Origin of the sequence: Luteibacter sp. ME-Dv--P-043b, assembly GCF_030209605.1 — a bacterium.
Classification (GTDB): Bacteria; Pseudomonadota; Gammaproteobacteria; order Xanthomonadales; family Rhodanobacteraceae; genus Luteibacter.
The window spans coordinates 14,607-29,522 of record NZ_JARVRT010000032.1; the positions used below are offsets into that span (position 1 = coordinate 14,607).

Here is a 14,916-nt window from a genome sequence, read left to right on the forward strand (position 1 = left end):
CCATGGCATCGGCATCCCGCCCCGGCTCGGCCACCCTTACCCGCGACGCCGCCGGCCAGCGGCTGATGCTCGCGGGCGACTGGACACTCGCCCACTACACGGATCTGCAGCGTCGCGCCGGCGAACTGGCCGGTGCGATCGACGGCGACACCGTGATCGATACCCACCGGCTCGGCGCGATGGATACGTCGGGCGCCTTCGTCGTCGCCGAGCTGCTGGGTAGCGTACGCACGCGGCAACTCGCCCGGGACGACGTGCTGCCCGCCGCCCGCCGGGCCCTGCTGCAGACCGTCGGCGACGCCATGGACACCTACTGCACCGGCACGAAGCGAAAGCGCGATGCCGGCTTCGTGGACATGCTTGAGCGGATCGGCCGCGCGCTGGAAGGCACCTGGAAACAGACGGCGACCTTGCTGGCGTTCATCGGCATCACCCTGCAGGGATTTCTCGCCACGGCATGGCGGCCCCGGCGCTGGCGCGTCACGTCCCTGGTGGCGCATATCGAACAGACCGGCCTGGATGCGGTACCCATCCTCGCCCTGCTTTCCTTCATGGTGGGCGCCGTGGTCGCCTTCCTCGGGTCCACGGCGCTGGCCAGTTACGGCGCCAGTGTCTTCACCGTCGACCTGATCGGTTTCGCCTTCCTGCGGGAATTCGGCGTGTTGCTTACCGCCATCCTGCTCGCCGGTCGCACCGCCAGTGCCTTCACCGCGCAGATCGGCTCGATGAAGGCCCGCGAGGAGATCGACGCGATCCGCACGTTGGGCCTGGACCCGGTGGAACTGCTGGTGCTGCCGCGGGTGCTGGCGCTGCTGGTCGCCCTGCCCCTGCTCACCTTCATCGCGATGATCGCGGGCATCGCCGGTGGCGGCGTGGTGTGCATGGCGGTGCTGAAGATGTCGCCCTCGATGTTCCTGTCGATGTTCCAGTCGGACATCTCGCTCGGCCAGTTCCTGGTCGGCATCGTCAAGGCGCCCCTGTTCGCCTTCATGATCGGCGTCATCGGATGCATGGAAGGTTTCAAGGTGAGCGGCAGCGCGCAGTCGGTGGGCGAGCACACCACCTCGGCGGTGGTGCAGTCCATCTTCGTGGTGATCCTGCTGGATGCGCTGGCCGCCCTCTTCTATATGGAGATGGGCTGGTGAGCGCCAAGGAGACCGTGATCGCCGTGCGCGGGCTGGTCAACCGCTTCGGCGCGCAGACCGTCCACGAGGACCTGGACCTCGACGTCTACCGCGGTGAAATCATCGGCATCGTCGGCGGCTCGGGGACCGGCAAGTCGGTACTGCTGCGCACCATCGTCGGACTGGTGCGACCGGTGGCCGGCGAGGTACGCGTCTTCGGCGAAAACCTGCTGGCGTTGTCCGACGAACAACGCTCGCGCGTGGAGCGTCGCTTCGGCGTGCTGTTCCAGAGCGGCGCCCTGTTCTCGTCGCTGACCGTGGCCGAGAACATCGCGCTGCCCCTGATCGAACATGCCGGCCTGGCTCGCGGCGACGCGCAACGGCTTGCCGGCGTGAAGCTGGCGCTGTCCGGCCTGCCCGCGGACGCGGGGCGCAAATACCCCTCGCAGCTGTCCGGCGGCATGATCAAGCGCGCTGCCCTGGCACGTGCGCTGGCGCTCGACCCGGAGATCCTCTTCCTCGACGAACCCACCGCCGGGCTGGACCCGATCAGCGCCGCGGCGTTCGACAGCCTGATCGTCACCCTGCGCAATGCGCTGGGGTTGACCGTGTTCCTGGTGACACACGACCTGGATACGTTGTATTCCACGTGCGATCGCGTGGCCGTGCTGTCGCAACGGCGCGTGCTGGCCGCCGCTCCCATCGACGAGGTCGCACGTACCGACGATGCCTGGGTCCAGGCGTATTTCAACGGACCGCGCGGCCGTGCCGCCACGCTCGCCGCCCACCGCGGCAAGGAATGAACCATGGAAACCCGTGCCCACCACGTACTGATCGGACTGTTCGCGGTCCTGGTCGTCCTCTTCGGCCTGGCCTTCGGCGTGTGGCTGGCCAGGGCGCATTCCGACCAGGAATGGAACTACTACGACATCGTCTTCAATGAAGCCGTGACCGGCCTGTCGAAGGGCGGCACCGTGCAGTACAACGGCATCCGGCTGGGCGACGTCACCCAGCTGAGGCTGGACCCCGAAGACCCGCGCCGTGTACTGGCCCGCGTGCGCCTTTCCGGCGACACGCCGCTGCGCAAGGATACCCACGCCAAGCTTGCCCTCACCGGCGTGACCGGCGTCGCCATCATCCAGTTATCCGGCGGCTCGCCGGGCAGCCCGCTGATGGTGGGACACGATGGCCAGGTGCCGGTGATCGTCGCCGACCCGTCGCCGTTCGCGCGCTTGCTGGCCAACGGCGAGGACCTGATGACCAACATCAGCCAGGCCGCCGCGAAGGCCAACGAGCTGTTGTCCAAGGACAATGTGCAGCGGGTGCAGAACACGCTCGATCACCTCGACAAGACCACGGCCGTGATCGCCGACGAGCGGGAGGACATCCGCGTGCTGATCAGGCAACTGGTGAGCGTGACCCGACAGGCCGACGACACACTGGCGGAAAGCCGCGCCCTGGTGCACAACGCCAACGGCCTGATCGACACGCAGGGCAAGGCCACGCTGGAAAGCGCGCAGCGGGCGATGGCGTCGCTGGAACGCGCCACGGCATCGGTCGATCGCCTGCTCAACGACAATGCCGACGCGATCAACGGCGGTGCCGCCAGCCTGGGCGATCTGGCACCCGCGTTGCACGAGCTGCGCGACACACTGGGCTCGCTGCGGTCGATCACCCGGCGCCTCGACGAAAACCCCAGCGGCTACCTGCTCGGTCGCGAGAAAACCAGGGAGTTCACGCCATGAGACTGGCCCGCTTCGCCGCTCCGCTATGCCTTGCCTTGCTGGCCGGCTGCTCGATCCTGCCCAAGGCCGAATCGCCCCGTGTCTACCTGCTGCCCGCGGCACCGGCGGCGCGTCCGGCGACCACGACGAGCGTGGCCTGGACGTTGCGCATCGCCACCCCCACCGCACCGCGCGCGCTCGACAGCGCACGCATCGCCGTAGTGCCCGAAGCCAATACCATCAGTGTCTACGCCGGCGCGCGCTGGGCCGACAGCGTGCCGCACCTCGTGCGCGACCGGCTGGCCGATGCCTTCCGCGATACCGGCCGCGTGCGCGCCATCGGCATCGACGACGGCAATCTCGGCGCCGACTACGAGCTGGATGGCAGCCTGGCCGCGTTCCAGACCGAGTACATCGACGGCAAGCCAACTGTAGTGATCCGTTTGGATGCCATCCTCGCTGGCACGCGCAAGCACCAGATGGTCGGCGCGCGCCGCTTCGAGGTGCGCGAGCCGGTCGACGGCAAGGCCGTGCCGCAGGTGGTCGAGGCGTTCGGCCGGGCGATGGACACGCTGGCCCGCCAGATCACCGCCTGGACCCTGGAGCAGGCGGTGCCACCTGGCGGAACGTCAGGTTGATCCTTGGCGCGTCCACGCGTCGTCGCGCCGGCAACTCATGCTTATATAAGCGTTGCGTCGCGCCAGCCATGCGCAACAGGCTGCCGTGCGGCAGGTCCACCGCCACGGCCGGGCCACCTCCTGCCCTGGCACGAAAACGAAATGTCCGTGCCGCGCCCAAGCTGACCGAAGCGATGACCGGCTCGGCACCGAGCTCGGTCTCGTCGTCACTGTGCCAGCCCATCCGGTCGGCACCGTTACGGTAGAGGTTGGCCAGCACGCTGTTGAACGAGGTACCGCACGCGGCCCCCACACGCTCGCGCAACGCGTGCAGCGAGTCCGGCCACGGATGCGGAATGAAGCGGGTGCCTGAATAACGGTACGCGGCGTCCGCGTCACCGATCCACGCACTCAGGCGAGGTGAGTCCACCTGCCGCCCGAACATGCGGATGCGATGGACCTCCCACGGCAAGGTGGCGAGCAGCGACGCAAGCAGCGCATCCGCTTCGTCGCGCGGCAGCCATGCCGGCGCGAGATCCACCTCGGCACCCGGCAGATCGACCGGTTGCCACGCGGCAGTCAGGCGGGTTCCACCGGGTAGGCGGGCTCTGCATCGAGCGACGAAGCACACACCGCCGCCAGTTCCAGCAGGCGCAGGTCCGAACCGCGCGCGCCGACCAGTTGCATGCCGATCGGCATACCGTTGGCCAGCGTGCCCATGGGAATACTGACCGCCGGACAACCCGCCAGGCTGGCAAAGCCGCACAGGTCGGCCTGGGAGGCAGGCACCGGGCCGTCGAGCGGGAAGGCACCCTGCGGCGTGGTCGGTAGCACCAGCACGTCCACTTGTGCGAACAGGCGACGCATCTTCAGGGTGGCTGCATCCAGTACGCCATCGGCGGCGGCATAGTCGGCAGCCGACTTGCGGGTAGCGAAGCCGACCATGTCGCGGAAGCCCGCCGATACCGGATAGGCCTCGTCGGCCAGTTCCGCGGCGAAGGTGTGGATCATCTCCGCTTCCATCAGCAGCAGGCCCGCCCGCCGCGTCCGGGCGAAATCCCAGTCCGAGAAATCGACCTGGCGGCGCTCGCCCAGCTCACCCTGCAGGCGCGCCAGGGCCGCTTCGAACACATCGATCACGTCCTGCCCGACGCCGATGGCAGTCAGGTCGGGCAGGAAACCCGCGCGCAGGTTGCCCGGCTCCCAGTCCGGTGGCGAGAACGCCACGCGACGGCGGCGCGAGCGCGGATCGTCCGCGTCGTAGCCGGCCAACGTCTGCAGCAGCACGGTGAGATCGTCTACCCCGCGCGCCAGCAGGCCCACGGCATCCAGGCGACGCGCCGCCGGCACCAGGCCCCTCGCCGAGATCTCGCCATGGGTCGGCTTCAGCGCATAGATGCCGCAATAGCTGGCCGGCACGCGGATGGAGCCGAGGCTGTCCGAACCGATGGCCGCCACCGCCATGCCCGACGCCACGGCCGCGGCCGCGCCGCCGGACGAACCGCCCGCGGTGTAACCCAGCCGATGCGGGTTGTGCGTCGCGCCATGCACGGGATTGTTGGTGGTGAGGCCCAGTGCGCCCTCGTCCATGTTGGTCTTGCCCAGTAGAACGGCGCCCGACGCGCGCAGGCGCGCCACCACGTGCGCATCTTCGTCGGGCACGACGCTGCGCCGCCGCATGCCGGCACGTGTGGGCACGCCGGCCACGTCGAAGTTGTCCTTGATCGCGATCGGTATACCGTCCAGGCGCCCGATGACGCCGTCGCGACGGCGACGATCCGCGGCCAGGGCCTGTTCCTGGATCAGCGAGACGCTGTAATCGACGAAGGCGTTCAAACGCGGATTGAGGCGCTCGATAGCGTTCTGGTAGACATCGGACAGGGCTTGCGGCTGCACCCTTCCGATAGCCAGCCAATGCAGGATCTGCAAGAGCGTGGCGCGGCGCATGTCGGTGTCGGCCACCGGCGGCATCGTATTCATGAAATCTCCTGGCGCTTGGCACGATTATGAACGCGATATGTGAACGTCGTGCAAGGCCCCCTCGCGTGAGGACGTTTCAAACGGCGATTTGCCCCCCTTGCGACGAAGCCTGACAATGATGGGTCAGTCACCCCGCCAGCCGACTTCGAGTGAGCCAGCCATGAGCGACCGCGAGACCATGGAATACGACATCGTCGTCGTCGGGGCCGGCCCCGCCGGCCTGGCGTTCGCGATGCGTGCGAAACAACTCAATCCCGACACGTCGGTCTGCGTCATCGAAAAAGCCTCGACGATCGGTGCGCAGATCCTGTCCGGCGCCGTGATCGAAACCGGGCCGCTGGATCGGTTGCTGCCGGATTGGCGCACGGCGCCGCCGCCCATCTGCGTGCCGGTGACCACCGACGAATTCTGGCTGCTGCGCGACCACGCCTCCGGCACGAAACTCCCGGTCACGCCGCCGCAGATGAATAACCACGGCAACGTGATCGTCAGCCTTGGCGCGCTGTGCGCGTGGCTGGCGCCGCAGGCGGAAGCACTGGGCGTGGATGTGTTTCCCGGCTATGCCGCCGCCGAGGCCCTGTTCGACGACGCGGGCGCGGTGAACGGCGTGCGCATCGGCGATATGGGCGTGGCGCGCGACGGCACGCACAAGCCCGGCTACACCGAGGGCATCGACATCCGCGCGAAGGTCACCGTGCTGGCCGAAGGCTGCCGCGGTCACATCACCAAATCGTTGATCCGGCAGTTCGCCCTGGACAAGGACAGCGACCCGCAGACTTACGGCATCGGCATCAAGGAGTTGTGGCAGCTGCCGCCCGGTCGTGGCCAACCCGGCAAGGTGGTGCATACCGCGGGCTGGCCGCTGGCCAATGACACCTATGGCGGCAGCTTCCTCTATCACATGGAAAACGACCGGGTGGCGATCGGCTTCGTCGCCGGCCTGGACTATCCGGACCCGATGTTCTCGCCGTTCGAGGCGTTCCAGCAGTTCAAGCACCATGCGAACGTCAAGGACCTTCTAGACGGCGGGACCATTGTCTCCGCCGGCGCACGCGCCATCGTCGAGGGCGGTTTCCAGTCACTGCCCAAGGTGGAGATGCCGGGCGCCGTACTCATTGGCGATTCTGCCGGGCTGGTGAATGTCCCGAAGATCAAGGGCACGCACCAGGCGATCGCCTCGGGCATGCTCGCGGCCGAACACCTCCTGGGCAACGCGCTAAGCCCGGCCGGCTGGGATGCAAAGCTGCGCGACTCCGTCGTCATGAGCGAGCTGAAGAAGGTCCGCAACATCCGGCCCGGTTTCAACAAGGGCCTGTGGTGGGGCCTGATCAACGCCGCGTGGGAAACCGTGACCGGCGGCCGTTCGCCCTGGACACTGAAGAACCATGCGGACTGGTCTGCACTGCAGAAGCTGGGCGAGTACGAGGCACCGAAAAAGGATTATGTCGACCGCGTACTGCCCCCGCGCGATCGCCTGGCCAGCGTGTATTTCGCGGCCACCGAGCACGACGAGGACCAGCCGGTGCACCTGAAGGTGCTGGATACGTCCATCTGCGTCGATCGCTGCACGACGGAATACGGCAACCCGTGCGAACGGTTCTGCCCGGCCGGCGTTTACGAGATGGTGCAGGACGAAGGCGGGCGTCGCCTGCAGATCAACTCGGCCAACTGCGTGCACTGCAAGACGTGCGACATCAAGGACCCGTACGAGATCATCACGTGGGTCACGCCGGAAGGCGGCTCGGGCCCGAACTACCAGAACCTGTAGCGCTCACGCGGGGGCCGGCTCACAGCCGGCCCAGCACCGCGGCGAGCAGCAGCCCCGCATTGCCGATGGCGGTCTGCCGATAAAGGCCGGCGCACGCGAAGTGCCACAGGCGCGGCAGCAACCAAGTGGCGCGGCCCCGTGCGAAATGGTCGAAGCGCGCGCGTTCGTCGTCGCCCAGCGCATCGCGCATGGTCGACAGCAGGGCAACGTTGGCTTCGTTCCACTCGCGATGACGGCCACCCACCATGTCGGCCATGCGGCGCAGGCGAGCGCCCAATCCGGCATTCGAACCGATGATGTTCTCGGCATGCTGGCGATAACCCAGCGTCGGCTCTCGGTCGTAGACCACCCGACCTCCGGCACCCGAGACCACCAGGTACGCCCACCAGTCGTGCGAGACCACGCGGGCAGACGCCGGTGCGCGACACATCAGGTCACGCGCGCGACGGTTGAGCAGCATGGTGTTGCCGCCAGCAAGGCTTTGCACCAAGGCATTGGCAAACGAGGGGCGGCGTGCGAACAGGGGCGAGAGGCCAAACGGCCGGCCCGCCTCGTCGATCAGCCGCGAACGGCCGCCGTACAGGGCCGGTTTGTCCGGCGGCACCGCGGCGAGCGCGCGAAGCGCGGTCTCCAGCTTGTGCGCATCCCATATGTCGTCCTGGTCGCTGAACGCCACGTAGTCGCCCGTTATGCCCTCACGATGCAGCATCGACATGAAGTTGCGCGAGTAACCGGCGCTGGGGCCCTGCCAGAGCACCATGCGCTCCACGCCGAGCCGCTCGCGATAGGTCAGCAGGAGGGCGAGGGTCGCGTCGGTGGAGCCGTCGTCGGAGGCGTGAATCGTCCAGTCCGTATGGGTCTGGGCAACGATGGAGTCGAGTTGCTCGGCGAGGTGGCGGGTGCCGTTGTAAGTGGCCAGGAGGATGGCGACATGCTGCGTGCCGGTAACCATCATCCCTTCCTCAACAGGTCGCGCAACGCCGTTCGCGTGCCGGTGGCAAAACGCGTGTAGGCGCCGGTCAGCCATTCCCAGGCCACCGAAGGCACACGGAAAAGCGGAACGCGCGTGCCGATGCGCAGGCGTCGCTCGAGATGCCGTCGCGTGGCATCGATTTCGTTTTGCACGCCGTCGGGGGCGCCTTCGGTATCGAGGCGCTCATCCAGCGCGTCGACGCGTGCAACGGCTGCACGCAATTCATCCCCACGCGGCATCCGGAATTCGGCCAGGCGCGTTTGCCACGTGCGAGGCCGCATACCGATCTGGTTGCCGTCATGCTGGCGGTAGTCGATCAGCGGATCGTCGATGAAATCGACCTTGCCCGTCGCCGCGGCGAGGGTGGCGATCCATGCGTCGTGTACCCAGGCGGAGGGCACGGGCAAGGCACGGCCCAACAACTCGCGGCGGAATGCCGCCGTGGCTCCCGTGGCGATGTTCCGGCGCAGGTAGACGCGTAGCGCCTCACCGCCGTCGATCAGGCCCCGTTCGATCGAGGACAGTTCAAGCGCTTCGAACAGGCCGCAGCCCATGTCCGCGCCGTCTGCGGTGACCAGGCGGGCATCGCTGTGCAGGAAGGTCAACGCCGGATCGGCCAGGAAACGCGATGCCATGGTGCCGATCTTGTCCGGATGCCATGCGTCGTCCTGATCGCACAGGAAGACCAGATCGCCCGAGGACTGCGCCAGCGAAGCGGAGAAGTTGGCGACATAGCCCAGCCGGCGAGGGCGACGTACCGCCTGCACGGTGACACCCCGCGTCCGCGCCAGCACGGCGAAGTCCTGGACGATGGTCCATGTGCCGTCCGTCGAGTCGTCATCACCGATGATCACCTCGTCAGGCAGGCGGCTCTGCGTCAGCAGCGTACTGAGCTGTTCCGCAAGGTAGGCCTGGCCATCGCATGTGCAAAGCACGACGGAAATACGCAAGGCGGGCGCCATGATCAATGCTTCCTCAATGCGTCGCGTAGTACCGACGACAGGCCGTTGCCGTGCCGACGATACCCGCCGCTTTGCCACTCGGACCACAGGTCGGGCCATCGCGCGTAACGCGGGAGGGAACCGATCGCCACGCGTCGGCGGAAATGACGCATGCGGTCGGCGACCAGCTGGCGCGAGGCGAGCGGCACCATCGCGTCCTCGGCAAAACGTTCGTCCAGTGCGGCCATGCGCTCCAGCCCCCGGATAAGCAGCGCATTGCGCGGAAGGAACAGGTCGGCGATCCGCTGGCGCCACGTGCGCTTGCGCATCCCGATCTGATTGCCGCCATGCTGCCTGTAATCGATCAACGGCGACGACAGCGGCAGGATGCGCCCGGTCAGCGCCGCCACGGTGGCCAGCCATTCGTCATGGATCCAGCCCGGGGGCACGGGCAGCGCACGACGCACCAGCGGCTGCCGGAACGCCGTCGTCGCCCCGGTGACCACCGCACGTCGCAGCAGCACCGGAAACGCATGGCCGGAGCGCAGGGCGTGCCAGTCTGCCGGAAGCAGTTCGAGCGCGTCGAACAACGTCTGCCCCAGCGGGGCGCCGGCCGCATCGATCAGGCGGGCATCGGTGAACAGAAGGGTCAGGTCGGGCTCCTCGGCTAGGGTCGCGGCCATCCGCGCCAGTTTTTCCTCATGCCACCGATCGTCCTGGTCGCAAAGGAAGATGAGATCGCCCGTCGCCAACGTGAGCGCATCGGCGAAGTTGGCGATGAAGCCGACGTTGGCCGGCCGCAGGCGAAGCACGACCTCCACGCCCTGGCCGCGGCAACGGGCCGCGAACCGCTCGATGGCCTCGGGCGTACCATCCGAGGAGGCGTCGTCCGCGATCACGATCTGGTCGGGCAGGCGCGACTGGGCCAACAGGCTGGCGAATTGCTGCTCCACATAGGCCGATCCGTTGTAGGTGCACACCACCACGCTAACGGTCGGCGTCATTAAAGGTCGATTCCGGACATGACCCCGGATTATCGCAAAGATACCCCCGCGCGCCACCTCTGCCGTCTGCCATCCCGCGGCGCGTCAAACGCCGGTTTGAAGTTTGGATAGAATACGGAGTCAACCCGAGGCGACCGCAACGACGGCCGCCCCTACGCACAGGAACCCCGAATGAAGATTCTGGTCGGCTACAAGCGCGTCGTGGACTACAACGTCCGCATTCAGGTCAAGCCGGACGGCACGGGCGTCGTGACCGACGGCGTGAAGCTCTCCGCCAACCCGTTCGACGACATCGCCCTGGAAGAGGCCCTGCGCCTGCGCGAGAAGGGCGTCGCCGATGAAGTGATCGTGGTGGGCATCGGCCCGGCCGACCTGACCGCTCACCTGCGCAACGGCCTGGCCATGGGCGCCAACCGCGCCATCCACGTCCAGACCGCGGAGGCCATCGCCCCGCTGACCGCCGCCCGCACCTTCCTCAAGCTGATCGAGAAGGAGCAGCCGGGGCTGGTCATCCTGGGCAAGCAGGCCATCGACGACGACGCCAACCAGACCGGCCAGATGCTGGCGGCCCTGTGGGACCGCCCGCAGGCCACCTTCGCCGGCAAGGTCGAGATCGCCGACGGCAAGGCCACGGTCACCCGCGAGGTCGACGCCGGCCTGGAGACCATCGAGGCCGACCTGCCCGCGGTGATCACCACGGACCTGCGCCTCAACGAACCGCGCTTCATCAAGCTGCCCGACATCATGAAAGCCAAGTCCAAGCCGATCGACGTGATCGAGCTGGACTCGCTGGGCGTCGATGCGGCAGACCACATCAAGACCACCCACTACGCCGCCCCGCCCAAGCGCAGCAAGGGCGTCATGGTGAAGGACGCCGCCGAACTCGTCGCGGCCCTCAAACAGAAGGGCCTGCTGTAAGGCAGCCGACCGGAGAATCCCATGTCCAAGATCCTCGTTATCGCCGAGCACCTCGACGGCAAGCTGAACGGTGCTACCGCCCGCGCCGTCAGTGCCGCCTCCGCCGTGAAGCCCGACACCATCGACGTCATCGTGCTGTCCGACGCCCCCGATGCGGTTGCCGCCGAGGCGGCGAAGATCGACGGCGTCAGCAAGGTGCTGACCGTGGCCCGCGCCGAGAACGCCCACGCGCTGGCTGCCGTGCTCGCGCCGCAGATCGCCAAGGCGGCCGCGGGTTACAGCCACGTGTTCCTGCCCTCGACCACCTTCGGCAAGGATCTGGCGCCGCGCGTGGCCGCCCTGCTGGGCGTGTCCCAGGTCAGCGACGTAATGACCGTGGAGGGGCCGCACAGCTTCAAGCGCCCCATCTACGCCGGCAACGCCATCGTTACCGTGGAAGTGGATGCCGCCTCCACGGTCGTCGCCACCATCCGCACCGCGTCGTGGCCCGCGGCCGCCGCCAACGGTTCGGCCCCGGTCGAGGCGCTGACCGTCGAGGCCACCCTGCCCTCGCACACCCGCTTTGTCGGGCTGCAGCAGGGCAAAAGCGACCGTCCGGACCTGCAGGGTGCCGCCAAGGTGGTTTCCGGGGGCCGTGGCGTGGGCTCGAAGGAAAACTTCGAGATCGTCTACGCCTTCGCCGACAAGATCGGCGCGGCCGTGGGCGCTTCGCGTGCGGCGGTCGATGCCGGCTACGTGCCCAACGAGATGCAGGTCGGCCAGACCGGCAAGATCATCGCGCCGGAGCTGTACATCGCCATCGGCATCTCCGGCGCCATCCAGCACCTGACGGGCATCAAGGACGCGGGTACCATCGTCGCCATCAACAAGGACGGCGAGGCGCCGATCTTCGAGATTGCCGACATCGGCCTGGTCGGCGATCTGTTCAAGATCCTGCCCGAGCTGGAAGCCGCCCTCGGCTGACCCATGGCCCGGGCAGGCGCCCGGGCCGTCACGTTCAAGGCCGCGGCGTCCGCCGCGGCCGTTTTTCTGATTCAGGGACTAGCAATGCCGGACATGGCGGTGGAAAACGCGGCAAAGACGGGCATCCCGCTATGCGTCGACCTGGATGGCACGCTCATCCGCTCCGATTTGCTGATCGAGTCGGCACTGGCGCTGCTGGCGCAGCATCCGCTGGCCATCTTCTCGATGCTGGGCTGGCTGCTCCGGGGCAAGGCCCACCTGAAGCGCGAGATCGCGCGGCGCGTGCAGCTGGATCCGGTCGCCCTGCCCTACAACCACGAGCTGATCGACTGGCTGCGCGAGCAACGCTCCCATCGTCACGTGGTGCTGTGCACCGCCTCGGACGTGACCCTCGCCACACCCGTCGCCGACCACGCAGCCGTGTTCGACGAGGTGATGGCCAGCGACGGCCAGGTCAACCTGTCCGGTGCCAACAAGGCAAAGGCGCTGGTGGAACGCTTCGGCGAGAAAGCCTTCGATTACATCGGTAACGCGCCCGTGGACCTCGCCGTGTGGAAGCACGCCCACGCGGCCCTGGTCGTGGAGCAGGGCGAGACCCTGTCGAAAGCCGCGGCACGCGTCGCCCCGGTGGAAAAGCGCTTCACCGTGCGTAGCGGCGGCATCAAGGCCTGGGCGAAAGCCCTGCGTGTGCACCAGTGGATCAAGAACGTGCTGGTCTTCCTGCCGTTGCTGGCCTCGCATCGCGTGCTGGAACTCGATCGCGTCGCGGCGGCCCTGCTGGCCTTCGTCTGCTTCGGCCTGTGCGCCTCCAGCGTCTACCTGACCAACGACCTGCTCGACCTGCCGTCGGACCGCCAGCACCATCGCAAGCGCAACCGCCCGTTCGCGGCGGGTACGCTGCCGCTGATCGCCGGACCCATCGCCGCAGTGCTGCTGCTGATCGCCGGTTTCGGCCTGGCCTTCTTCGTCTCGCACCTGTTCGTCGGCGTGCTGCTGGGTTACTACATCCTCACCACGGCCTACTCGATCCGGTTGAAGCGGATCATGATGCTCGACGTGGTTGTGCTGGCCACGCTGTATACGACACGCATCCTCGCCGGCACGGCAGCGATCCACACCAAGCCGTCGTTCTGGCTGCTGGCCTTCTCGATGTTCATCTTCCTCAGCCTGGCGATGGTCAAGCGCTACACCGAGTTGCTGGCGCTGCAGAAGAAGGGCCAGGTGAAGGCCAGCGGGCGTGGCTACGATGTCGAGGACATTCCGCTGATCCAGTCCCTGGGCGGCTCCAGCGGCTATCTTGCCGTGCTGGTGCTGGCGCTTTACGTGGACAGCACGGCCAGCATGTCGCTCTACGACCACCCGCATTATTTGTGGATGCTGTGTCCGCTGCTGCTGTACTGGATCAGCCGCACCTGGGCAATCGCCCACCGCGGCATCATGCACGACGACCCGGTGGTCTTCGCCGTGATGGACCGCACCAGCCAGATCCTCGGCGTGATCGCGGCGGTGATCGTCGCAGCGGCCGTCTGATGGCCCGCGCCGGACGCTCCTGGGGCCGTTACCCCGTCACCACGGAAAAAGTGATCGCCCTGAGCGATCGGCATGCCCCACTGCCGCCCAGTACCCTGCCCGTGCTGCCCCTGGGCAACGCACGCAGCTATGGCGATAGCTGCCTCAACGACGGCGGCGTGCTGCTGGCGGCGCGGGGTCTGGACCACTTCATCGCCTTCGATCCGGCCACCGGCGTGCTGACCTGCGAGGCCGGCGTGCTGTTTGCCGACATCCTCGACCTGGTGGTGCCCCAGGGCTGGTTCCTGCCGGTCACCCCGGGCACCCGCTTCGTGACTGTCGGCGGCGCCATCGCCAACGACGTGCATGGGAAGAACCACCATCGCGCAGGCACGTTCGGCCACCATGTGCTGGCCTTCGAGCTACTGCGTACGGACGGCTCACGGCGGGTCTGCTCGCCCACCGAAAACGCGGACTGGTTCGCGGCCACCGTGGGTGGCCTGGGCCTGACCGGCGTCATCACCCGTGCCACGATCCAGTTGCGCCGCATCGCCGGGCCGTGGATGTCTACCGAGAGCCACCGCTTCGAAAGCCTGGCCGGTTTCTTCGACTTGTCGCAGGCCTCCGACCGGGACTACGAATACACCGTGTCGTGGATCGACTGCGCGGCCAAGGGCAAGGCGCTTGGCCGCGGTCTGTTCAGCCGGGCCAACCATGCGCCGTCGCGGCCGGACCAGCGCCCGGCGCCGTCGTCTCGGCGCCTCGCCATGCCGATCACCCCACCGGTCAGCCTGGTCAATTCGCTCAGCCTGCGGGCGTTCAACCAGTTGTATTACCACCGCCAGCGGCAACGCGTGGCGCACGCGACGACGCACTACCAGCCGTTCTTCTACCCGCTGGACAGCATCGCCCACTGGAACCGCATGTACGGCCCGCGTGGCTTCCTGCAGTACCAGTGCGTGGTGCCGCCCGCCGCCGCTGAAGCGACCATGTTCGAGCTGGTGAAGACGATCGCCGACGCCGGCGGCGGCTCGTTCCTGGCCGTGCTCAAGCAGTTCGGTGACCGGCCTTCGCCCGGCATGCTGTCGTTCTCGCGGCAAGGCACGACGCTGGCCCTGGATTTTCCGAACGACGGCGCAGGCGTGTTCTCGCTGCTTGACCGCCTGGACGCGATCGTCGCGGACAAGGGCGGCGCGGTGTATCCGGCCAAGGACGCGCGGATGTCGGCCACCCATTTCCGGGCGTACTTTCCGGCGCACGAGGCGTTCTCGGCGTTCGTCGATCCCGGTGTGTCGTCCAGCTTCTGGCGGCGTGTTTCGGCATGAGGCAAGATGGATCGAACACTTTGACCGCGCCCCCGCCGGATTCATCGAAGCGCCATCGTTTATCGAACCG

14 protein-coding genes are annotated in these 14,916 nt (G+C 67.5%); 9 read left to right on the top strand and 5 right to left on the bottom strand.

Annotated elements, in window-relative coordinates; all coding sequences use genetic code 11:
- The first annotated feature begins 2 nt into the window (after positions 1-2).
- From QRN34_RS15645 to QRN34_RS15660, 4 genes are read left to right on the top strand one after another with little or no spacing between them, the layout of a single operon-like run.
- Positions 3-1,145, top strand: coding sequence for an ABC transporter permease (locus QRN34_RS15645; protein ID WP_285405823.1), 1,143 nt, complete (start codon positions 3-5; stop codon positions 1,143-1,145).
- Positions 1,142-1,927, top strand: coding sequence for an ATP-binding cassette domain-containing protein (locus QRN34_RS15650; RefSeq protein WP_285405824.1), 786 nt, complete (start codon positions 1,142-1,144; stop codon positions 1,925-1,927). Before QRN34_RS15645 ends, QRN34_RS15650 begins: the two co-directional genes overlap by 4 nt.
- 3 nt (positions 1,928-1,930) lie before the next feature.
- A complete protein-coding gene (locus QRN34_RS15655) occupies positions 1,931-2,869 on the top strand; it encodes an MlaD family protein (protein ID WP_285405825.1) in 939 nt (312 codons plus the stop codon).
- Complete coding sequence (locus QRN34_RS15660) at positions 2,866-3,486, top strand: ABC-type transport auxiliary lipoprotein family protein (protein ID WP_285405826.1); 621 nt, start codon at positions 2,866-2,868, stop codon at positions 3,484-3,486. Before QRN34_RS15655 ends, QRN34_RS15660 begins: the two co-directional genes overlap by 4 nt.
- Here the strand turns inward: QRN34_RS15660 and QRN34_RS15665 are convergent.
- The gene (locus QRN34_RS15665) at positions 3,434-4,048 is read right to left on the bottom strand and encodes an alpha-ketoglutarate-dependent dioxygenase AlkB (RefSeq protein WP_285405877.1); all 615 of its coding nucleotides are present in this window, start codon (positions 4,046-4,048) and stop codon (positions 3,434-3,436) included. The genes QRN34_RS15660 and QRN34_RS15665 overlap by 53 nt on opposite strands.
- Complete coding sequence (locus tag QRN34_RS15670; RefSeq protein ID WP_285405827.1) at positions 4,045-5,445, bottom strand: amidase; 1,401 nt, start codon at positions 5,443-5,445, stop codon at positions 4,045-4,047. Before QRN34_RS15670 ends, QRN34_RS15665 begins: the two co-directional genes overlap by 4 nt.
- A 160-nt stretch (positions 5,446-5,605) precedes the next feature.
- On the opposite strand from QRN34_RS15670, the gene QRN34_RS15675 reads away from it, so the two are divergent.
- The gene (locus tag QRN34_RS15675; RefSeq protein WP_285405828.1) at positions 5,606-7,213 is read left to right on the top strand and encodes an electron transfer flavoprotein-ubiquinone oxidoreductase; all 1,608 of its coding nucleotides are present in this window, start codon (positions 5,606-5,608) and stop codon (positions 7,211-7,213) included.
- Between the two features lie 19 nt (positions 7,214-7,232).
- On the opposite strand, the gene QRN34_RS15680 is transcribed toward QRN34_RS15675, so the two are convergent.
- From QRN34_RS15680 to QRN34_RS15690, 3 genes are read right to left on the bottom strand one after another with little or no spacing between them, the layout of a single operon-like run.
- Positions 7,233-8,165, bottom strand: a complete 933-nt coding sequence (locus QRN34_RS15680; RefSeq protein ID WP_285405829.1) for a glycosyltransferase family 2 protein — start codon at positions 8,163-8,165, stop codon at positions 7,233-7,235.
- Complete coding sequence (locus QRN34_RS15685; protein WP_285405830.1) at positions 8,165-9,148, bottom strand: glycosyltransferase family 2 protein; 984 nt, start codon at positions 9,146-9,148, stop codon at positions 8,165-8,167. The genes QRN34_RS15680 and QRN34_RS15685 overlap by 1 nt, the downstream gene beginning before the upstream one ends.
- A gap of 2 nt (positions 9,149-9,150) precedes the next feature.
- Positions 9,151-10,131 carry a glycosyltransferase family 2 protein gene (locus QRN34_RS15690; protein ID WP_285405831.1) on the bottom strand — a complete coding sequence of 327 codons (981 nt, stop codon included), beginning with the start codon at positions 10,129-10,131 and terminating at the stop codon, positions 9,151-9,153.
- A gap of 171 nt (positions 10,132-10,302) precedes the next feature.
- Here QRN34_RS15690 and QRN34_RS15695 point away from each other — a divergent pair, with 171 nt between their 5' ends.
- From QRN34_RS15695 to QRN34_RS15710, 4 genes are all read left to right on the top strand, one after another.
- The gene (locus QRN34_RS15695; RefSeq protein ID WP_285405832.1) at positions 10,303-11,049 is read left to right on the top strand and encodes an electron transfer flavoprotein subunit beta/FixA family protein; all 747 of its coding nucleotides are present in this window, start codon (positions 10,303-10,305) and stop codon (positions 11,047-11,049) included.
- Positions 11,050-11,070: 21 nt separating this feature from the next.
- A complete protein-coding gene (locus QRN34_RS15700) occupies positions 11,071-12,012 on the top strand; it encodes an electron transfer flavoprotein subunit alpha/FixB family protein (RefSeq protein WP_036139970.1) in 942 nt (313 codons plus the stop codon).
- A gap of 93 nt (positions 12,013-12,105) precedes the next feature.
- On the top strand, positions 12,106-13,542 hold the full coding sequence (locus tag QRN34_RS15705) for a UbiA family prenyltransferase (RefSeq protein WP_285405878.1): 1,437 nt from the start codon (positions 12,106-12,108) through the stop codon (positions 13,540-13,542).
- Entirely contained in the window at positions 13,542-14,846 is a 1,305-nt protein-coding gene (locus tag QRN34_RS15710; RefSeq protein ID WP_285405833.1) for an FAD-binding oxidoreductase, read from the top strand. Before QRN34_RS15705 ends, QRN34_RS15710 begins: the two co-directional genes overlap by 1 nt.
- Positions 14,847-14,916 lie beyond the last annotated feature (70 nt).